Source organism: Streptomyces sp. NBC_01571, from assembly GCF_026339875.1.
Taxonomy (GTDB): Bacteria; Actinomycetota; Actinomycetes; order Streptomycetales; family Streptomycetaceae; genus Streptomyces.
On the sequence record NZ_JAPEPZ010000001.1, the window covers coordinates 1,653,316 to 1,672,219 of the forward strand.

Here is an 18,904-nt window from a genome sequence, read left to right on the forward strand (position 1 = left end):
GTCCCGGCGCGCGGGAGGGTCGAGGAACAGCCCGCTTCAGGAGGTCGGCCATGCCCATCGCGACGGTGAACCCGGCGAACGGCGAGACGCTCATGACGTACGACGCGCTCGGTGCCGAGGAGATCGAGCGCCGGCTCGAGAAGGCCGAGACCACGTTCCGCACCTATCGCACCACGTCCTTCGCCGAACGGGCCCGGCTGATGCACCGGGCCGCCGACCTCCTCGACGCGGACCAGGACGCCATCGGCCGGGTGATGACCACGGAGATGGGCAAGCCGGTCAAGCAGGCCCGCGCGGAGGCCGCCAAGTGCGCGAAGTCGATGCGCTGGTACGCCGACCACGCGGCCGAGCTGCTCGCCGACGAGCTGCCCGCCGACGCGGACGTCAAGGACTCCGGCGCCTCCCGCGTCCTGGTGCGCTACCGCCCGCTGGGCCCGGTACTGGCCGTCATGCCGTGGAACTTCCCGCTCTGGCAGGTGATCCGGTTCGCCGCGCCCGCGCTGATGGCGGGCAACGTCGGCCTGCTCAAGCACGCCTCCAACGTGCCGCAGACCGCCCTCTACCTGGAGGACCTGTTCCGCCGGGCGGGCTTCCCCGAGGGCTGCTTCCAGACGCTGCTGATCGGCTCGGGCGCCGTCGAGGACATCCTGCGCGACCCGCGGGTCAGGGCGGCGACGCTCACCGGGAGTGAACCGGCCGGGCGCGCCGTGGCGTCGGTGGCCGGTGACGAGATCAAGAAGACGGTCCTCGAACTCGGCGGCAGCGACCCGTACGTCGTGATGCCGTCCGCCGACGTCGACCGGGCCGCGCGGACCGCCGTGACCGCCCGGGTGCAGAACAACGGGCAGTCGTGCATCGCCGCCAAGCGGTTCATCGTCCACACGGACGTGTTCGACGCCTTCGCCGAGCGCTTCACTGCGGGCATGGCGGCCCTGAAGGTCGGCGACCCGCTGGACGAGGACACGGACGTCGGTCCGCTCTCCAGCGAGCAGGGCCGTCGCGACCTGGAGGAACTCGTCGACGACGCGGTGGAGAACGGTGCGAGCGTCCTGTGCGGCGGGGAACGCCCCGAGGGGTTCGACCAGCACGGCTGGTACTACGCGCCGACCGTCCTCGCCGACATCACTCCCGCGATGCGCGTCCACCAGGAGGAGACCTTCGGTCCCGTCGCCACGCTGTACCGCGCCGCCGACCTGGACGAGGCGGTGGCTCTCGCCAACGACACGCCGTTCGGCCTGAGTTCGAACGTATGGACGCGCGACGAGACCGAGATCGACCGATTCGTACGGGATCTGGAGGCGGGTGCCGTGTACGTCAACGGGATGACGGCCTCGCACGCGGCGTTCCCGTTCGGCGGGGTCAAGCGGTCCGGCTACGGTCGAGAGCTGGCGGAGCACGGGATCCGCGAGTTCTGCAACATCACCACCGTATGGCACGGAGCGTAAGCGTTCCGCGGCTACGATCGCCTGTGTGAACCGCGAAGTTACCCTGCCTCTGATCGTCGACGACCGCGGCACGTTGCAGGTGGCGGCCGCCGACGTCAGCAAACTGCTGCGCACGCTGGGCGGCCGGTGGCTGCATCTGGTGGAGGCCGGTGAGGGCGGGCTCGACGAGGACACGGTGGCGGCGCTGACCATCGAACTCGCCAAGCTCGCCGACCGGATCGATGTGGCGTGCATCGCCCACAGCAGCGGGAACGCCTCCGGCTAGGGGCGGGAGGGGTGGGGTGGTGGGTGACGGGGGTGTCTTCTTCGGGTGCGGGTGCGTCGTGGCTGGGTGCGCAGTTCCCCGCGCCCCTGAATGCCCTGCCTGACCCCGCGTCCCGAAGAGCCGGGGCCCGGCGCCGCGTCCCGAAAGAGTTGGGCTGCCCCCGTCACTGAAAGCCGGGGCCGGCTCCGCCCCCCGGAAGCCGCGACTCCCCGCACCCCCAAAGGCCGGAGCCCGACCCCGCGTCCCCAAAAGCCGGAGCCCGACCCCACACCCCTGAAAGCCAGGGCCCGGCGAGCAACGATTCCCGCACCCGGCGACGCACGCGAGGGGCCGCGCCGGAACGCCGCACCCCACCACTCACACCCGGAACGAGAACGATTCCCGCACCCGGCGACGCACGCGACGGGCCGTACCGGAGAACGAGAACGACTCCCACACCCGGCGACACACGCGAGGGCCGTGCCGGTACGTCGCAGCCCGCCACTCACACCCGGAACGAGAACGATTCCCGCACCCGGCGACGCACGCGAGGGGCCGTGCCGGTACGTCGCAGCCCGTCGCTTACGCCCGGAACGAGAACGATTCCCGCACCCGGCGACGCACGCGAGGGGCCGTGCCGGTACGTCGCAGCCCGTCGCTTACGCCCGGATCGAGCAGCGGCTCCCGCCCGGCCCACGCCTGATCCAGCGGCGACGGGCTCGACGTACCGGCACGGCCCCGCCCCAACACCGCCCACACCGGCCCGGCACGGCCCACACCGGCCCACACCGGCCCGGCCCGGCCCAGCCCAGCCCGGCCCAGCCCAGCCCGGCCCAGCCCGGCTCCGCCCCGACCGCGTCCCGCCCGCGTCCCGAAAGCGTTGGGCTGCCCCCGTCACTGAAAGTCGGGGCCCGCTCGGCGGGTCCGTTCCGCGCCCCCGGGAGCCGGGCGCGACCCGGGTCCCGGACTGCGTGGTCGCGAGTTCACCGGGGTGCCCGGCGCCCGGGGTGAGCGTGATCCCGGCGGCGCGGGCGGTGACCGTGTCGGGCCCGGAGGGCGTGTCACGGGACGCGTTGGTCCTGCTCCCACAGGGCGTGCCAGAAGGCCGTCTCGTAGGTCTGGAGCATTCGGCCGTGGCGGTGTGCCCGGTCCTCGTCGACCCGGTCGGCCCCCAGCCCCTCCTGCACGGCGGCCAGCGCCCGCCGCCGCAGCTCCGGCGCGGGCCCGGCGAAGTGGTCGAAGAAACCGCAGGCCTCGTCGTCGAAACCGTAGTGGCGGCGCAGGGCCTCGGCGATCGTCGCGCAATAGCCACCCCAGGCGGCGAAGTTGGCGGTCAGGGCGAGGACCGCGTCGGCGGGCGAACCGTTCATGGCGAGCCAGGCGACGTACGCGGGATAGCTCTGACAGCCCGCGAGCGGCTCGTACGCCGCCCCGAGCGCCTCGTCCGCCCCGCAGGCGTCCGCATAGGCGGCCAGCCGGTCCAGGGCGAGCGCCTCACCCTCCGCGAGCTCGGTGAAGAAGGCCGCCGCCTCGGGTCCGGTGTCCGGCCGTTCGGCCAGATGCAGGAACGCCCGGCGGTCCGCGGGGATCACATGGCCCTGTTCCAGGGCGAGGGCGGCGAGGGTGGAGCGCTGTGCCGCGCCCCGGGCGATCAGCGGCAGCAGCCGGTTGGCATGGGGGTCCGGGGCGAGTTTCCCTGCGGTGCTCTCCAGCAGTTCCCTGGCCGTGCGCGCCATGACGTACTCCTTCGATTCGCCTGTCCGGGGGACCTTCCATAAGGATCCCACTTCGTCCAGAAATTCCCCGCAATGGAGTAGTTCGACGCGATATCCCCACGCTTCCGGGTGATCGTGGAGGGACCACCCCTTCGCATCGTGGGTGATCCATCCTTCCGCCGGGGGACGCGAGTTCCCCGGAAGGCGAAAGAAGGCGCGCTCAATGGCGACTTTGTGCAAACCCTCGGTCTCCGTCCCGGAACACGTGATCACGATGGAGGAGACGCTGGAACTGGCGAGCTCCCGCCACCCGGACCACCCCCAACTGCCGCTGGCACTTCGGCTGATCGAGAACACCGGTGTCAAGACCCGGCACATCGTGCAGCCCATCGAAGAGACGCTCAAGCACCCCGGCTTCGAGGACCGCAACAAGATCTACGAGAGTGAGGCGAAGGCCCGCGTCCCCGCGGTCGTGCAGCGTGCGCTGGACGACGCCGAACTCCTCACCACCGACATCGACATGATCATCTACGTGTCGTGCACCGGGTTCATGATGCCCTCGCTCACGGCCTGGCTGATCAACACGATGGACTTCAACAGCGACACCCGGCAGATGCCCATAGCGCAGCTGGGCTGTGCCGCCGGCGGCGCCGCGATCAACCGCGCGCACGACTTCTGCACCGCTTATCCCGAGGGCAACGCCCTCATCGTGGCCTGCGAGTTCTGCTCGCTCTGCTACCAGCCGACCGACCTCGGCGTCGGCTCCCTGCTGTCCAACGGACTGTTCGGCGACGGCATCGCCGCGGCCGTCGTCCGGGGCCGCGGCGGCACCGGGATCAAGCTCGAACGCAACGGCTCGTACCTGATCCCCAAGACCGAAGAGTGGATCATGTACGACGTCCGGGCCACCGGTTTCCACTTCCTGCTGGACAAGCGGGTGCCGGGAACGATGGAGCCGCTGGCTCCCGCCCTCCACTCGCTCGCCCGGCAGCACGGCTGGGACGCCTCCGACCTGGACTTCTACATCATCCACGCGGGCGGCCCGCGCATCCTCGACGACCTCAGCAAGTTCCTCGAAGTCCCGCCGGACGCCTTCCGGTTCAGCCGGGCCACGCTCACCGAGTACGGCAACATCGCCAGTGCCGTCGTCCTGGACGCCGCGCGCCGGCTGTTCGACGAGGGCGGCGCCGAGCACGCCTCGCGCGGACTGCTCGCGGGCTTCGGACCCGGCATCACGGCGGAGATGTCTCTGGGCCGCTGGCAGAACCACGACGGGGAGCCGGCATGAGCGGCATGACCGAAGAGACGATCACCGAGGCGGTGCCGGCGGTCCGCGACTGGCCCGCCGTCGACCTGACCGGCGTGGAGTTCGACCCCGTGCTGGCCGAGCTGATGCGTGAGGGCCCCGTCACCCGGGTCAAGCTGCCCAACGGCGAGGGCTGGGCCTGGCTGGTGACCCGCCACGACGACGTGCGCATGGTTGCCAACGACCCCCGGTTCAGCCGTGAGGCCGTCATGGACCATCCGGTCACCCGGCTCGCCCCGCACTTCATCCCGGCCCGGGGAGCGGTGGGCTTCCTCGACCCGCCCGACCACACCCGGCTGCGCCGGTCGGTGGCCGCCGCCTTCACGGCGCGCGGGGTGGAGCGGGTCCGCGACAAGTCCCGGCGGATGCTCGACGAGCTGATCGACGAACTGCTCCAGGAGGGTCCGCCCACCGATCTCACCGAGAGGGTCCTCGGCCCCTTCCCCATCGCGGTCATCTGCGAGCTGATGGGTGTGCCGCCCATGGACCGGCAGAGCATGCACACCTGGACCCAGTTCATCCTGTCCTCCTCGCACGGCGCCGACGTCAGCGAGAAGGCCAAGAACGAGATGGGGTCCTACTTCGCGAAACTCATCGGCGACCGCGGGGGCAGTACCGACGAGGACGTCACCTCGCTGCTCGGCGCGGCCGTGGGCCGGGACGAGATCACCCTGGAGGAGGCCGTCGGACTCGCCGTCCTCCTCCAGATCGGCGGCGAGGCGGTCACCAACAACTGCGGGCAGTTGTTCTTCCTCCTCCTGACCCGCCCCGACCTGGCCGAACGGCTGCGGGCGGAGCCGGACATCCGCCCCCGGGCCATCGACGAACTGCTGCGCTACATCCCGCACCGCAGCGCGGTGGGCCTCTCCCGCATCGCTACCGAGGACGTGGACATCAAGGGCGTACGGATCCGGGCGGGCGAGGCGATCTACGTGTCGTACCTGGCCGCGAACCGCGATCCGGAGGTCTTCTCCGACCCGGAGACCATCGACTTCTCCCGCAGTCCCAACCCGCACGTGGCGTTCGGCTTCGGCCCGCACTACTGCCCGGGCGGAATGCTGGCGAGGCTGGAGTCGGAACTCCTGGTCGACGCGTTCCTCGACCGGATGCCGGGCCTGCGGCTCGCCGTGGCGCCGGAGCAGGTCCCGTTCAGAAAGGGAGCGTTGATCCGCGGCCCCGAGGCCCTGCCCGTCAGGTGGTGAGCGGACGATGACCGTGCCCGAAGGGCTCCTCGTACCGCCCGGTCACGGCCGGGTCGTGCGCACGCCCGCCCAGCACGTGACGTTCAAGGTGACCGGCTCGCACTCCCGCATGGCGTCCACCTTCGAGGTGGTGGTGCCGCCCGGATTCGACGTGGGCGCCCATGTGCACACGCGCAGCGAGGAACTGTTCTACGTACTCGAAGGCGAGCTGGACGTGCTCGCCTTCGAACCCCGGATCCGCACCCCCGACAACTGGCAGAAGTGGGAGTCGAGTTCGGGCACCCGGGTGGTCAGGGCGACACCCGGCACGGTCATCGTCGTCCCGCCGGGCTGCCCGCACGCCTTCTCCAACCCCACCGAGACGCCGGCGAAGATGTTCTTCCAGGCGTCACCGCCGCCGGACCACGAGCGCTACTTCGAGGAACTGCTGGAGATCCTGGGCAACGGCGGCCCACCGGATCACGCGGCGATCGAGGAACTGCGCTCGCGGTACGACATCGAGCAGCTCACCCCTCTGAAGCACCGGTGAGGCCGGTGCCCTGCCGCTACCGGATCGGCATGCCGGAGAGCGTCCGGGCGATCACCAGCCGCTGGATCTCGCTCGTGCCCTCGAAGATGGTGTAAATAGCGGCATCCCGGTGCATCCGCTCCACCGGGTACTCACGGGTGTAGCCGTTGCCCCCCAGGATCTGGATCGCCTGGCCGGTGACCTTCTTCGCCGTCTCGCTGGCGAAGAGCTTGGACATCGATCCCTCCGCCGCCGTGAACGGCCTGCCGTTGACCGCCATCCACGAAGCGCGCCACACCAGCAGACGCGCCGCATCGATGGAGGTACGCATATCGGCGAGCTGGAACGCGACACCCTGGTTGTCGATGATCGGCCGCCCGAACTGCTCACGGGTCGTCGCATAGTCGAGGGCGACCTCGTACGCGGCACGGGCGGTGCCCACCGCCATCGCGCCGACGGCCGGACGGGACGCCTCGAACGTGGCCATCGCGGCGTTCTTCACGCGCTCACCGCCACCCGCCCTGGCCCGCTCACGGGCGCGGGCGAGACGCTCGTCCAGCTTCTCCTTGCCGCCGAGCAGGCAGGAACCGGGGACACGGACGTCCTCCAGGACGACCTCGGCGGTGTGCGAGGCACGGATACCGTGCTTCTTGAACTTCTGGCCCTGCGAGAGGCCGGGGGTGTTCGGCGGCACGATGAAGGAGGCATGGCCCTTGGAACCGAGGTCCGCGTCGACGACCGCGACGACGACGTGGACGTTGGCGATGCCGCCGTTGGTCGCCCAGGTCTTGGTGCCGTTGAGGACCCATTCGTCCTTGGCCTCGTCGTACACGGCCCGGGTGCGCATGGAGGCGACGTCGGAGCCGGCGTCGGGCTCGGAGGAACAGAAGGCCGCGACCTTGACATCGTTGGCATCCCCGTACATCTGGGGGATCCAGGTACCGATCTGCTCCTCGGTGCCGTTGGCGAGGACACCCACGGCGGCGAGGCCGGTGCCCACGATGGAGAGGGCTATGCCCGCGTCACCCCAGAACAGTTCCTCCATGGCCATCGGTATACCGAGGCCGGTGGAGTCGAAGTACTGCTGGGCGTAGAAGTCCAGGGAATAGATGCCGACCTTCGCGGCTTCCTGGATGACCGGCCAGGGAGTCTCCTCGCGCTCGTCCCACTCGGCGGCCGCGGGGCGGATCACATCGGCGGCGAACCCGTGGAGCCAGTCGCGGACCTCCTTCTGTTCGTCGTTGAGCTCCATGGTGAACTCGGCCATGTCCCCTCCAGCGGTGCACTAAAATGTTACTTGCGGTAACTGGAGTCTGTTACCGACCAGTAGAGAAAGTCAACTCCCGAAGCCCGCTCGGCAGCCCGTTCGATGTGCATGGGCTGATGAGTGTTAGTTTGCGCAGGCGTCACCGAATCACCATGGGTGGGGAGAGATCATGGACACCACACAGCGGACCGATCAGCAGAGGTCCGCCGACCGCCGCCGGCGAGAGCTGCTGGAGGCCGCGGACAGAGTGGTGCTCCGCGACGGCCCCGGCGCCTCGATGAACGCCATCGCCGCCGAGGCGGGCATCACCAAGCCGATCCTGTACCGGCACTTCGGTGACAAGGGTGGTCTCTACGCGGCGCTCGCCAAGCGGCACACCGACGCACTCCTCGGTGCGCTGCGGGCCGCGCTGGACGCGCCCGCCGAGCGCCGGGAACGGGTGGAGTCGACCCTCGACACGTATCTGGCGGCCATCGAGGCACGCCCCCAGGTCTACCGCTTCCTGATGCACCCCTCCGAGGGCGGACAGCCGGGCGACCCCGGCTTCGACGTCGGCAAGCACTCCGCGCCGCTGCTGCGCCGCATGGGCGAGGAACTGGCCGAGGTCATCGAGGAACGGGTGGATCTCGGCCCGGGCAGTCAGCAGCTGGCGCGGGTGTGGGGCCACGGGATCGTCGGCATGATGCATGCCGCCGGGGACTGGTGGCTGGGCGAACGGCCGTGCACGCGCGCCGAATTGGTGCGGAGCCTCGCCGATCTGCTGTGGGGCCGGCTGGCCGCGGCGGGAGATCGCGTCGGCGGCCCCGGGTTCTGAGGGCGGCGGTCCGGGTTCCGAGGCCGGATGCCCGCTGCCGGCCGGTCTCGGCCGAGCGCGCCCCTACCGGGCGTCCAGATCGGCGGACCTTCGGGAGCGCGGGAACCGTCCGGCCGGTCGCGACACTTCCGCGCCGGCCGGCGGAACTCAGCGCCCCCAGGACGCCCGCGCCGCCTGCCGCATCACCCGGCGCCGGCGCCACCCGCTCAGCCGGTCCACGTACAGGCCGCCCTCCAGGTGGTCGTACTCGTGCTGCAGGCACCGGGCGAACCATCCCGTGCCGTGCACACGCACGGGCTCCCCGTCCGCGGTGAATCCCTCGACGACGGCGTGGTCGTACCGTTCGGTACCCGCCTCCAGGCCCGGCAGCGAGAGACAGCCCTCCGGACCACGCAGGACCACGCCGTCCGCCTCGACGAGACGTGGGTTCACCACATGTCCCAGATGGCGGACCTCGTCGTCGTCCGGGCAGTCGTACACGAACACCCGCAGCGCCGCACCGACCTGGTTGGCGGCGAGGCCGACGCCCCGCGCCGCGTACATCGTCGCGAACATGTCCTCGACGAGCCGGGCGAGTTCGGGACCGAAGTCGGTGACCTCCTCGCACGCCGTGTGCAGAACGGGGTCGCCGAGCAGGGTCACCGGGCGGATGCGCCCTCGGGAGCCGGGGATGGAGCCGTGTCGCATGGCGGCAAGGGTACGGTCCTTACTGGCGCGCGAACGTCGCGCGGGCACCGTCGTGGTGCCGCGATTCGGGCACGTGAGTGGATCTCGATAGGCTGAGGCCCACACGGTGCCGGGGGCAGAGGCGCGGCGCGTACGCAAGGAGGATCGAGAAACGATGTCAGGCAACTCGGACCCGCTGACGCCGCGGGCCAAGCTGGCCGTGACGGCGGGCAAGGCGGCGGCGGCCGTCTCGCGGGCCGCCGGACGCGGCAGCGGATCGGTGATCGGCGGCCGGGTGGCACTCAAGCTCGACCCCGACCTGCTGGCCAGGCTCGCCACGCACCTGGACGTGATCCTGGTGTCGGCGACCAACGGCAAGACCACGACCACCCGGCTGATCGCGGAGGCGCTGCGCGCCGCGGGCCCGGTCGTGTCCAACGCGCTCGGCGCCAACATGCCCGCGGGCATCACCTCGGCACTGGCCGGCGGCTCGGACGCCAAGTTCGCGGTCATCGAGGTCGACGAGAAGTACCTCTCCGGTGTGGCGCGCGACACCGACCCGAAGTGCATCGCGCTGCTCAACCTCTCCCGCGACCAGCTCGACCGCGCCGCCGAGACCCGGATGATGGCCGAGCACTGGCGCGAGGGACTGGCCGGCTCCAAGGCCGTCGTGGTCGCCAACGCCGACGACCCCCTGGTCGTGTGGGCCGCCTCCTCCTCGCCGAACGTCATGTGGGTGGCGGCCGGTCAGATGTGGAAGGACGACGCCTGGTCCTGCCCGTCCTGCGGCGGTGTGATGCAGCGCCCCGGCGACGACTGGTTCTGCGGCGACTGCGGTTTCCGCCGCCCGACGCCGACCTGGGCGCTCTCCGGCGACCACGTGCTCGACCCGCACGGCTCCGCCTGGCCGATCCACCTCCAGCTGCCCGGCCGCGCCAACAAGGCGAACGCCGCCTCGTCGGCCGCCGTCGCCGCCGTCTTCGGGGTGCCCCCGCAGGTCGCCCTGGAGCGCATGTACCAGGTGCAGGCGGTGGCCGGACGCTACGACGTGGTGCAGTTCATGCAGCGCGACCTGCGTCTGCTGCTCGCCAAGAACCCCGCGGGCTGGCTGGAGACGTTCTCCCTGATCGACCCGCCGCCCACCCCGGTCATCCTGTCCGTGAACGCCCGGGGAGCCGACGGCACAGACACGTCCTGGCTGTGGGACGTCGACTACACCCGGCTGACCGGGCACCCGATCTTCGTCCTCGGTGATCGAAAGCTCGACCTCGCGGTGCGCCTCGAGGTCGCGAACCAGTCCTTCCAGGTCTGCGAGACCCTCGACCAGGCCGTGCAGCTCGCGCCGCCCGGCCGCATCGAGGTCATCGCGAACTACACCGCGTTCCAGGATTTGAGGCGTCGTGTCGGCAACTGAGCCACGGAGGACGAAGAGAATGAGTGACAACAGCCTGCGTCTGGTGTGGATCTACCCGGACCTGCTGAGCACCTACGGTGACCAGGGCAACGCGCTCGTCGTGGAACGCCGGGCCCGCCAGCGCGGACTCGACGTCGCCCGCCTCGACGTGCGCAGCGACCAGCCGATCCCCACCTCCGGCGACATCTACCTGATCGGTGGCGGCGAGGACCGGCCGCAGCGCCTCGCCGCGGAGCGCCTGCGCCGCGACGGAGGCCTGCACCGCGCGGTCGGCAACGGCGCGATCGTGTTCTCGGTGTGCGCCGGCTACCAGATCCTCGGCCACGAGTTCATCAACGACCTCGGGCAGCGCGAGCCGGGCCTCGGCCTGCTCGACGTGGTCTCGACGCGCGGCGAGGGAGAGCGGTGCGTCGGTGACGTGCTCGGAGACATCGACCCGCGCCTGGGCCTGCCGCAGCTGACCGGTTTCGAGAACCACCAGGGCGTCACCCACCTCGGTCCCACCGCGCGCCCGTTCGCGCAGGTGCGGCTCGGCAAGGGCAACGGCACGGGCGACGGCACCGAAGGCGCGTACAACGACACGGTCTTCGGTACGTACATGCACGGTCCCGTGCTCGCCCGTAACCCGCAGATCGCCGACCTGCTGCTGAAGCTGGCGCTCGACGTGAACGCGCTGCCGCCGATCGACGACCGCTGGTACGAGGCGCTTCGGGGCGAGCGCATCGCCGCCGCCCAGCAGCCGGCCTGAGCCGACACGCCACCACCGGGACGCGCACGCCACCGCGTGACCGGTGCACCGGCGGTCCGGGCACGACGTCCACAGGGCGCGCTTGAGGCATACCTCAAGCGCGCCCAAGGTGTTTGCGGCACGGTGTGCACGAGAGCCCGCCTGACAGCTTGTCCGCTCACTTGTGCGGCCGAGTCCACCAGGCGGACGCCTGCTACGGCACGACCCCGTCCCGCCGGTAGGGTGATCGGGATTCCAGCCGGACAACGTGGTCCGGTCCCCGGCCCACGTTGAGAAGGTATTTCGGGCTATGCGCATTGGTGTCCTCACGTCCGGCGGCGACTGCCCCGGCCTGAACGCCGTCATCCGGTCCGTCGTGCACCGCGCCGTCGTCGACCACGGCGACGAGGTCATCGGCTTCCGGGACGGCTGGAAGGGGCTTCTGGAGTGCGACTACCTGAAGCTCGACCTCGACGCGGTGAGCGGCATCCTGGCCCGCGGCGGCACGATGCTCGGCTCCTCCCGGGTCCAGCCCGCGCATCTGCGTGACGGCGTGGAGCGGGCCAGGGGCCATGTCGAGGAGCTCGGCCTCGACGCCATCATCCCGATCGGCGGCGAGGGCACCCTGAAGGCGGCCCGGCTGCTCTCGGACCGCGGTCTGCCGATCGTCGGCGTGCCGAAGACCATCGACAACGACATCGCCGTCACGGACGTGACCTTCGGCTTCGACACGGCCGTCGGCGTCGCGACCGAGGCCCTGGACCGGCTGAAGACCACCGCCGAGTCCCACCAGCGGGTGCTGATCGTGGAGGTCATGGGCCGCCACACCGGCTGGATCGCGCTGCACTCCGGCATGGCGGCCGGCGCGCACGCCATCGTCGTACCGGAGCGCCCCTTCGACATCGAGGAGCTGGCGGCCAAGGTGGGCGAGCGGTTCGAGGCGGGCAAGCGGTTCGCGATCGTCGTGGCCGCCGAGGGCGCCAAGCCGCGCGCGGGCACGATGCCGTTCGACGAGGGTGTGAAGGACGTCTACGGGCACGAGCGCTTCGCCGGCATCGCCCGGCAGCTCTCGCTCGAACTGGAGGAGCGCCTCGGCAAGGAGGCCCGTCCGGTGATCCTCGGACACGTGCAGCGCGGCGGGACGCCGACCGCGTACGACCGCGTGCTCGCGACGCGTTTCGGCTGGCACGCCGTGGAGGCGGCGCACCGGGGTGAGTTCGGCATGATGACCGCGCTGCGCGGGACCGACATCGTGATGGTGTCCCTCGCGGAGGCGGTGGAGACGCTGAAGACCGTGCCCGACGAGCGGTACGCCGAAGCGGAGTGCGTGCTCTGAGACCCTGAGGCGCCCGTCCGGCCGCGGGTTCGTGGTGCCTTGTCCGCCGGTTCCCCGCGCCCCCTGCCGGGGCGCGGATGCCGACCCCGGCCATAGCGGCGACCGGGGCCGGTTCTACTCTGGTGCGGACAGACAGCACAACCCGTACTAATCAGGAGCCGGCGGATGGAACACAGCGGGCACGGCATGACCATGGATCTGCCGCCGTTCACGCTGGGGCGGGGGCTCGAATGGTCCGCGGACCCGTTCTTCCTCATCGCCTGCCTGGTGGGGCTCGGGCTGTACGGCTGGGGGGTGGTGCGGCTCGTCCGCCGCGGTGACAAGTGGTCGGCGGGACGGACCGTCTCGTTCGTCGTCGGTGTGCTGACCGTGCTGCTGATGATGTGCACGAGGCTGAACGACTACGGCATGGTCATGTTCAGCGTGCACATGGTGCAGCACATGGTGATCAGCATGCTGTCGCCCATCCTGATCCTGCTCGGGGCACCGATCACGCTCGCGCTGCGGGCCCTTCCGGTGGCGGCCAGGCGGGGCACCAAGGGGCCGCGTGAACTGCTGCTGATGTTCCTGCACAGCCGTTACATGAGGATCATCACGCACCCCGCGTTCACGATCCCGCTGTTCATCGCGAGCCTCTACGGCCTGTACTTCTCCCCTCTCTTCGACTTCCTGATGGGATCGAAGTCGGGGCACACCCTGATGATGTGCCACTTCCTCGCCGTCGGCCTGGTCTTCTTCTGGCCGATCATGGGCGTGGACCCCGGACCGCACCGGCCGGGCTACCTGATGCGGATGCTGGAACTGTTCGCCGGCATGCCGTTCCACGCGTTCTTCGGTATCGCGCTGATGATGGCGTCCACGCCGATGGTCGACACGTACAAGAACCCGCCCGCCTCGCTCGCCATCGACGCGCTCACCGACCAGAACGCGGCGGGCGGCATCGCCTGGGCCTTCAGCGAGATCCCCTCCGTCCTCGTGCTGCTCGCGCTGCTCTTCCAGTGGTACGGCTCCGAGCAGCGGCAGGCCCGCCGCACGGACCGGGCGGCGGACCGCGACGGCGACAAGGAACTCGAGGCGTACAACGCCTATCTGGCCTCGCTCAACGCCCGCAGTCACTGAATCACCTTCCGACCACTGAACCAGCCCTGGCGAACCGTCTCCCGCCGGGTGAAAATGGCCGCAGGCCACGGCCCGCGTAGCGGACCCGCCGGGAGAAGGGTGTGCCGCGATGCCCGGTTCGACGAAGACCATGGGGGTGCTCACCGTCGGTGGGCTGGTTGTCGTGACGGCCTATACGGTCGCGCTCGGCAGCAACGGCTGGCTGTGGTTCGGCTGGGTGGTGCTCGGCCTGATCATGATCGCGATGGTCGCCGCCCGCGGAGCGTGACGGGCGTCGCGCTCACTGCCGGGGCAGCCGTCCCGCCGAGTGCACGCCCGGCTGGTACTTGGGCAGCCGGGCCGTGATCCTCATCCCCGCCCCGACGGCGGTCTCGATGACGAGGCCGTAGTCGTCCCCGTAGACCTGCCGCAGCCGGTCGTCGACGTTGGACAGACCGATGCCGTCCGAGGGGCTGACCTCGCCGGTGAGGATGCGGCGCAGCCGTTCGGGGTCCATCCCGGTGCCGTTGTCCTCGATGACGACCAGCGCCTCGGCGCCCGCGTCCTGCGCGGTGATGCTGATGTGGCTCTTGTTCGACTTGCCGGTCTTGCCCTCCAGGCCGTGTTTGACGGCGTTCTCCACCAGGGGCTGGAGACAGAGGAAGGGCAGCGCGACCGGCAGCACCTCGGGCGCGATCTGCAGGGTCACCGAGAGCCGGTCCCCGAAGCGGGCCCGCACGAGCGCCAGGTAGTGGTCGATGGCGTGCAGCTCGTCGGCGAGGGTGGTGAAGTCGCCGTGCCTGCGGAACGAGTAGCGCGTGAAGTCCGCGAACTCCAGCAGCAGTTCGCGGGCACGCTCCGGATCGGTGCGGACGAACGAGGCGATCACCGCGAGCGAGTTGAAGATGAAGTGCGGGGAGATCTGGGCGCGCAGGGCCTTGATCTCGGCCTCGATCAGGCGGGTACGGGACCGGTCGAGGTCGGCGAGTTCCAGTTGCACCGAGACCCAGCGGGCGACCTCGCCGGCGGCCCGGACGAGCACGGCGGACTCGCGGGGCGCGCAGGCCACGAGCGCTCCGTGCACCCGGTCGTCCACGGTCAGCGGCGCGACCACGGCCCAGCGCAGCGCGCAGTCCGGCTCGTCGCACCGGAGCCGGAAGGCCTCACCGCGGCCGGTCTCCAGCGGGCCGCCGAGCCGGTCCATGATCTCGGTGCGGTGGTGCTCCCCCGCGCCGTCCCAGGCCAGGACGGTGTCCTGGTCGGTGAGGCAGAGCGCGTCGGTGCCGAGCAGGGTGCGCAGCCGGCGCGCGGACCTGCGGGCGGTCTCGCCGGTGAGGCCCGCGCGCAGCGGGGGTGCGGCGAGCGAGGCGGTGTGCAGGGTCTCGAAGGTGGCGTGCTCGACGGGGGTGCCGAGTCCGCCGAGGTTCTCGGGCCGCGCGGTCCGCCTGCCGAGCCAGAACCCGGCGGCGAGCAGGGGGAGCACGGCCACGCACAATCCGGCCAGGAATCCGCTCACGCCTCGGCCTCCTTCGTGTGGGCGGCCGCGCGCACCTGGCCGTCGGACAGTTCCTCGGGAAGGTGGAACCGGGCCAGGATGGCCGCCGTGCCCGCCGGTACCCGGCCGGGCGTCGCCAGCGACACCAGGATCATGGTGAGGAATCCGAGGGGAACCGACCAGAGCGCGGGCCAGGCGAGCAGCGCGTGCAGCGCTCCGGAGCGCGGGTAGCCCGCCATGGTCGCGGCGACCGCCACGAAGGCCGCGCCGCCGCCGACGAGCATGCCCGCGCCCGCGCCCGGCGGTGTCAGCCGTCGCCACCAGATGCCGAGGACGAGCAGGGGGCAGAAGGAGGAGGCGGACACGGCGAAGGCGAGTCCCACGGCGTCGGCGACCGGCAGTCCGCCCACGATCACGCTGGCGGCGAGTGGCACCGCCATGGCGAGCACGGTGCCGAGCCTGAAGTGGCGCACGCCGCGCGAGGGCAGTACGTCCTGGGTGAGGACCCCGGCCACCGCCATGGTCAGTCCGGACGCGGTGGACAGGAACGCCGCGAAGGCGCCGCCCGCCACCAGCGCGCCCAGGAGGTCCGCGCCGAGTCCCCCGATCACCCGGTCCGGGAGCAGCAGCACGGCGGCGTCCGCGTTCCCGGTGAGGCTGAGTTCGGGGGCGTACAGCCGGCCCAGCGCCCCGTAGACGGGCGGCAGGAGGTAGAAGGCGCCGATCAGGCCGAGGACGGCGACGGTGGTGCGGCGGGCGGCGACTCCGTGCGGGCTGGTGTAGAAGCGGACGACCACGTGCGGGAGTCCCATGGTGCCGAGGAAGGTGGCGAGGATCAGTCCGTAGGTGGCGTAGAGGGGGCGTTCCTCGCGGCCGGCCGCGAGCGAGGTCGACATGCCGCCGTTGTCGGCGCGGTCGGCGGCCGGTACCGGGTCCCCCTTCTGGAAGGTCAGCCGGGTGCCGCGCGCGATGCGGTGGACGCCGGCCGGGAGCCGGACCCGCTCGCTCCGGTAGTGGTGGCCGTCCACGGTTCCCGTCGCGGTGACGGCCAGTGGGTCCGACAGTTTCAGGTCGAGGGTGCCGTCGATACGGACGACCCGCTGCGCGCGGAAGGCCGCCGGTTCGTCGAAGGCGTCGCGCGGGGCGCCGTCGCTCTGCCAGGCGAGGACCAGGAAGATCGCCGGGACCAGCAGGGCGGTGAGCTTCAGCCAGTACTGGAAGGCCTGGACGAAGGTGATGCTGCGCATGCCGCCGGCCGCGACCGTGGCGACCACGACGACCGCGACGAGCACACCGCCGAACCAGCCGGGCGCGTCGGTCAGTACCGCCAGCGTGAGTCCCGCGCCCTGGAGCTGGGGCAGCAGGTAGAGCCAGCCCACGCCGACGACGAAGGCCCCGGCGAGCCGTCGGACCGCCTGGGAGCCGAGCCGCGCCTCGGCGAAGTCGGGCAGTGTGTAGGCCCCGGAGCGGCGCAGCGGGGCCGCGACGAACAGGAGGAGTACCAGGTAGCCCGCCGTGTATCCGACGGGGTACCAGAGCATGTCGGGGCCCTGGACGAGCACCAGGCCCGCGATGCCGAGGAAGGAGGCGGCGGAGAGGTACTCCCCGCTGATCGCGGCCGCGTTCAGCCGTGGGCCGACGGTGCGCGAGGCGACGTAGAAGTCGGAGGTGGTCCGGGATATGCGCAGGCCGAACGCCCCGACCAGGACGGTCGCGACGACGACGAGGGCGACGGCGGGCACGGCGTAGTTCTGGTTCACCGGGCGGGACCTCTCGCGCCACGATCACCGGGAGCCGTCGTCGCGCGTCCCGCGAATCCCCTCACGCCACGCCCCTCGACGGTCCGCGACCGTGCTTCGCCGGCCTTCGACGGTCCTCGCCGCACGTCGGTGGTCCAGTTCTTCAACGGTCCTCGACCAGACGCACGAAGTCCCTCTCGTTGCGCTCCGCGCGGCGCACGTACCAGCGGGCCAGCAGGACCAGGGGCGGGTAGACGCAGAACCCGAGCACGGCCCATTCCAGGCCGGCGCCGTCCGGGATCGCGGCGAAGACCAGGGGCAGCGGTCCGACCAGGAGGACCAGGACGGCGAACACCACTAGAGCGACGCGGAGTTGACTGCGCATCAGCGAACGGACGTAGGTGTGGCCGAGCGTGGTCTGTTCGTCGATCTCGGTCCTGGGCCGGTAGTAGCCGGACGTCCTGCGGGTGCGCCGGGGCGCTCCGGTGACGACCACGCGGCGTTCGGTCGGATCCTGCGGCACGCCGTTCCCTCTCAGCTGGTGGTCCGGCGCATCAGCAGGTCACGCAGTTCGCGCGTGTGCCGACGGCTGACCTGGAGTTCGACGGAGTCCACGAGAACACTCACCGTACCCGCGTCCAGGCGGAGTTCGCCTATGTGGCGCAGGGCGACGAGGTGGCGCCGGTGGATGCGGACGAAGCCGCGGGACCGCCAGCGTTCCTCCAGGGTGGACAGCGGTATGCGGACCAGGTGGCTGCCCTGCGCGGTGTGCAGGCGCGCGTAGTCGCCGTGCGCCTCGACGTGGGTGATGTCCTCCACGGCCACGAAGCGTGTCACCCCGCCGAGTTCGACGGAGATGTGGTCCGGGTCGGGTTCGTGGACGGGGATCAGCGGTGCGGTGCGCCGGAGTTGGTCCGCCCGCCGGACGGCCTCCGCGAGCCGCTCCCGGCGCACCGGCTTCAGCACGTAGTCGACGGCCTTGAGGTCAAAGGCCTGGACCGCGAAGCCCTCGTGCGCCGTGACGAAGACGACGAGCGGCGGATGGGCGAATCCGGTGAGCAGCCGGGCCAGGTCGAGTCCGTCGAGTCCGGGCATGTGGATGTCGAGGAAGACGACGTCGATCGCCTCGGGCCCGTCGGGTCCCAAGGCGAGGGCCCGGTTGATCCGGCGCAGCGCCTCGGTCGAGTCGCTCGCGCCCTCGGCGCCGGCGACCCGGGGATCGGCGTTGAGGAGATAGAGAAGCTCCTCCAGGGACGGTTGTTCGTCGTCGACGGCGAGCACGCGCAGCATGGAAGTGGAGTGTAAGAGCGAATCGTACGTCTGGACATGTGCGGGGCATGGACGTTCCCGCTGGATACAGTGCCGCCATGAACAGCAAGTCCGGGATGTTCGACGAACTCGACCGCAAGATCATCACAGCCCTGATGGCCAATGCCCGGACGAGCTTCGCCGAGATCGGCGCGGCGATCGGGCTGTCGGCGACCGCCGTCAAGCGGCGTGTGGACCGGCTCCGCGAGACCGGCGTGATCACCGGGTTCACGGCGACGGTGAAGCCGACGGCGCTCGGCTGGCGCACGGAGGCGTATGTCGAGGTGTACTGCGAGGGCGCTGCGCCGCCCCGGCGGCTCGCGGAGGTGGTGCGCAACCATCCGGAGATCACCGCCGCCATGACCGTGACCGGGGGCGCCGACGCGCTGCTGCATGTGCGTGCCACCGATGTGGACCACTTCGAGGAGGTCTTGGAGCGGATCCGCACCGAACCCTTCATCCGGAAGACGATCAGCTACATGGTGCTGTCCCATCTGCTGCCGGAGGCCCCCGAGGCGGGCGCGACCCATGCCGCCCCGGAAGAGGCCCAGGACGCATCAAACGTGCGCTGACCACCGCAATTGCGCAGCGATACTGCGTACACACGCAGCTCTCCTCGC

At 70.9% G+C, this 18,904-nt stretch carries 19 protein-coding genes; 12 read left to right on the top strand and 7 right to left on the bottom strand.

The genetic code is table 11. The annotated features are described in order from the left end of the window. The first annotated feature begins 50 nt into the window (after positions 1 to 50). Together OHB41_RS07475 and OHB41_RS07480 are read left to right on the top strand one after the other, a co-directional pair. Positions 51 to 1,445 carry an NADP-dependent succinic semialdehyde dehydrogenase gene (locus OHB41_RS07475; protein ID WP_266697160.1) on the top strand — a complete coding sequence of 465 codons (1,395 nt, stop codon included), beginning with the start codon at positions 51 to 53 and terminating at the stop codon, positions 1,443 to 1,445. A 25-nt stretch (positions 1,446 to 1,470) separates the two neighbouring features. Further along, positions 1,471 to 1,710: a DUF6213 family protein gene (locus OHB41_RS07480; protein WP_266697161.1), complete on the top strand. Its 240-nt coding sequence runs from the start codon at positions 1,471 to 1,473 to the stop codon at positions 1,708 to 1,710. 1,040 nt (positions 1,711 to 2,750) lie between these two features. Here the strand turns inward: OHB41_RS07480 and OHB41_RS07485 are convergent. Next, the gene (locus OHB41_RS07485; protein WP_266697162.1) at positions 2,751 to 3,425 is read right to left on the bottom strand and encodes a thiaminase II/PqqC family protein; all 675 of its coding nucleotides are present in this window, start codon (positions 3,423 to 3,425) and stop codon (positions 2,751 to 2,753) included. 145 nt (positions 3,426 to 3,570) lie between these two features. Here OHB41_RS07485 and OHB41_RS07490 point away from each other — a divergent pair, with 145 nt between their 5' ends. The 3 genes from OHB41_RS07490 to OHB41_RS07500 are packed head-to-tail and all read left to right on the top strand — an operon-like array spanning position 3,571 to position 6,441. Beyond that, a complete protein-coding gene (locus tag OHB41_RS07490; protein WP_266705722.1) occupies positions 3,571 to 4,692 on the top strand; it encodes a type III polyketide synthase in 1,122 nt (373 codons plus the stop codon). 5 nt (positions 4,693 to 4,697) lie between these two features. Beyond that, a complete protein-coding gene (locus tag OHB41_RS07495; protein ID WP_266705724.1) occupies positions 4,698 to 5,912 on the top strand; it encodes a cytochrome P450 in 1,215 nt (404 codons plus the stop codon). Positions 5,913 to 5,919: 7 nt separating this feature from the next. Beyond that, positions 5,920 to 6,441, top strand: a complete 522-nt coding sequence (locus OHB41_RS07500) for a cupin domain-containing protein (protein WP_266697163.1) — start codon at positions 5,920 to 5,922, stop codon at positions 6,439 to 6,441. A 16-nt stretch (positions 6,442 to 6,457) separates the two neighbouring features. Here the strand turns inward: OHB41_RS07500 and OHB41_RS07505 are convergent, their stop codons facing one another. Further along, the gene (locus tag OHB41_RS07505) at positions 6,458 to 7,687 is read right to left on the bottom strand and encodes an acyl-CoA dehydrogenase family protein (protein WP_266697164.1); all 1,230 of its coding nucleotides are present in this window, start codon (positions 7,685 to 7,687) and stop codon (positions 6,458 to 6,460) included. Between the two features lie 169 nt (positions 7,688 to 7,856). Here OHB41_RS07505 and OHB41_RS07510 point away from each other — a divergent pair, with 169 nt between their 5' ends. Beyond that, on the top strand, positions 7,857 to 8,501 hold the full coding sequence (locus tag OHB41_RS07510; RefSeq protein WP_266697165.1) for a TetR/AcrR family transcriptional regulator: 645 nt from the start codon (positions 7,857 to 7,859) through the stop codon (positions 8,499 to 8,501). 147 nt (positions 8,502 to 8,648) lie between these two features. On the opposite strand, the gene def is transcribed toward OHB41_RS07510, so the two are convergent. Then, positions 8,649 to 9,188 carry a peptide deformylase gene (def, locus tag OHB41_RS07515; RefSeq protein ID WP_266697166.1) on the bottom strand — a complete coding sequence of 180 codons (540 nt, stop codon included), beginning with the start codon at positions 9,186 to 9,188 and terminating at the stop codon, positions 8,649 to 8,651. A 154-nt stretch (positions 9,189 to 9,342) separates the two neighbouring features. Between def and OHB41_RS07520 the strand changes: the two genes are divergently transcribed. The 5 genes from OHB41_RS07520 (at position 9,343) to OHB41_RS07540 (ending at position 14,031) form a co-directional block, all read left to right on the top strand. Next, on the top strand, positions 9,343 to 10,581 hold the full coding sequence (locus tag OHB41_RS07520; RefSeq protein ID WP_266697167.1) for a MurT ligase domain-containing protein: 1,239 nt from the start codon (positions 9,343 to 9,345) through the stop codon (positions 10,579 to 10,581). Between the two features lie 19 nt (positions 10,582 to 10,600). Then, a complete protein-coding gene (locus OHB41_RS07525) occupies positions 10,601 to 11,329 on the top strand; it encodes a type 1 glutamine amidotransferase (protein WP_148008030.1) in 729 nt (242 codons plus the stop codon). A gap of 289 nt (positions 11,330 to 11,618) precedes the next feature. Beyond that, positions 11,619 to 12,644, top strand: coding sequence for a 6-phosphofructokinase (locus OHB41_RS07530; protein ID WP_266697168.1), 1,026 nt, complete (start codon positions 11,619 to 11,621; stop codon positions 12,642 to 12,644). Between the two features lie 165 nt (positions 12,645 to 12,809). Beyond that, positions 12,810 to 13,763: a cytochrome c oxidase assembly protein gene (locus OHB41_RS07535; RefSeq protein ID WP_266697169.1), complete on the top strand. Its 954-nt coding sequence runs from the start codon at positions 12,810 to 12,812 to the stop codon at positions 13,761 to 13,763. A 109-nt stretch (positions 13,764 to 13,872) separates the two neighbouring features. Further along, complete coding sequence (locus tag OHB41_RS07540; RefSeq protein WP_266697170.1) at positions 13,873 to 14,031, top strand: hypothetical protein; 159 nt, start codon at positions 13,873 to 13,875, stop codon at positions 14,029 to 14,031. A 12-nt stretch (positions 14,032 to 14,043) separates the two neighbouring features. Here the strand turns inward: OHB41_RS07540 and OHB41_RS07545 are convergent, their stop codons facing one another. From OHB41_RS07545 to OHB41_RS07560, 4 genes are all read right to left on the bottom strand, one after another. Next, positions 14,044 to 15,258, bottom strand: a complete 1,215-nt coding sequence (locus OHB41_RS07545) for a sensor histidine kinase (RefSeq protein WP_266697171.1) — start codon at positions 15,256 to 15,258, stop codon at positions 14,044 to 14,046. Then, positions 15,255 to 16,997, bottom strand: a complete 1,743-nt coding sequence (locus OHB41_RS07550) for a sodium/solute symporter (RefSeq protein WP_266697172.1) — start codon at positions 16,995 to 16,997, stop codon at positions 15,255 to 15,257. The genes OHB41_RS07545 and OHB41_RS07550 overlap by 4 nt, the downstream gene beginning before the upstream one ends. Positions 16,998 to 17,139: 142 nt before the next feature. Beyond that, positions 17,140 to 17,499, bottom strand: coding sequence for a hypothetical protein (locus tag OHB41_RS07555; protein ID WP_266697173.1), 360 nt, complete (start codon positions 17,497 to 17,499; stop codon positions 17,140 to 17,142). Between the two features lie 11 nt (positions 17,500 to 17,510). Next, positions 17,511 to 18,266, bottom strand: a complete 756-nt coding sequence (locus OHB41_RS07560; RefSeq protein WP_266697174.1) for a LytR/AlgR family response regulator transcription factor — start codon at positions 18,264 to 18,266, stop codon at positions 17,511 to 17,513. A gap of 77 nt (positions 18,267 to 18,343) precedes the next feature. On the opposite strand from OHB41_RS07560, the gene OHB41_RS07565 reads away from it, so the two are divergent. Beyond that, a complete protein-coding gene (locus tag OHB41_RS07565) occupies positions 18,344 to 18,856 on the top strand; it encodes an Lrp/AsnC family transcriptional regulator (RefSeq protein WP_266697175.1) in 513 nt (170 codons plus the stop codon). Positions 18,857 to 18,904 lie beyond the last annotated feature (48 nt).

Excerpts from the sequence above, each read along its gene's own strand:
- OHB41_RS07475 (WP_266697160.1), top strand. The coding sequence starts at position 51 with ATGCCCATCGCGACGGTGAACCCGGCGAACGGCGAGACGCTCATGACG.
- OHB41_RS07485 (WP_266697162.1), bottom strand. The coding sequence starts at position 3,425 with ATGGCGCGCACGGCCAGGGAACTGCTGGAGAGCACCGCAGGGAAACTC.
- OHB41_RS07495 (WP_266705724.1), top strand. The coding sequence starts at position 4,698 with ATGACCGAAGAGACGATCACCGAGGCGGTGCCGGCGGTCCGCGACTGG.
- OHB41_RS07500 (WP_266697163.1), top strand. The coding sequence starts at position 5,920 with ATGACCGTGCCCGAAGGGCTCCTCGTACCGCCCGGTCACGGCCGGGTC.
- OHB41_RS07505 (WP_266697164.1), bottom strand. The coding sequence starts at position 7,687 with ATGGCCGAGTTCACCATGGAGCTCAACGACGAACAGAAGGAGGTCCGC.
- OHB41_RS07510 (WP_266697165.1), top strand. The coding sequence starts at position 7,857 with ATGGACACCACACAGCGGACCGATCAGCAGAGGTCCGCCGACCGCCGC.
- def (WP_266697166.1), bottom strand. The coding sequence starts at position 9,188 with ATGCGACACGGCTCCATCCCCGGCTCCCGAGGGCGCATCCGCCCGGTG.
- OHB41_RS07520 (WP_266697167.1), top strand. The coding sequence starts at position 9,343 with ATGTCAGGCAACTCGGACCCGCTGACGCCGCGGGCCAAGCTGGCCGTG.
- OHB41_RS07525 (WP_148008030.1), top strand. The coding sequence starts at position 10,601 with ATGAGTGACAACAGCCTGCGTCTGGTGTGGATCTACCCGGACCTGCTG.
- OHB41_RS07530 (WP_266697168.1), top strand. The coding sequence starts at position 11,619 with ATGCGCATTGGTGTCCTCACGTCCGGCGGCGACTGCCCCGGCCTGAAC.
- OHB41_RS07535 (WP_266697169.1), top strand. The coding sequence starts at position 12,810 with ATGGAACACAGCGGGCACGGCATGACCATGGATCTGCCGCCGTTCACG.
- OHB41_RS07540 (WP_266697170.1), top strand. The coding sequence starts at position 13,873 with ATGCCCGGTTCGACGAAGACCATGGGGGTGCTCACCGTCGGTGGGCTG.
- OHB41_RS07560 (WP_266697174.1), bottom strand. The coding sequence starts at position 18,266 with ATGCTGCGCGTGCTCGCCGTCGACGACGAACAACCGTCCCTGGAGGAG.
- OHB41_RS07565 (WP_266697175.1), top strand. The coding sequence starts at position 18,344 with ATGAACAGCAAGTCCGGGATGTTCGACGAACTCGACCGCAAGATCATC.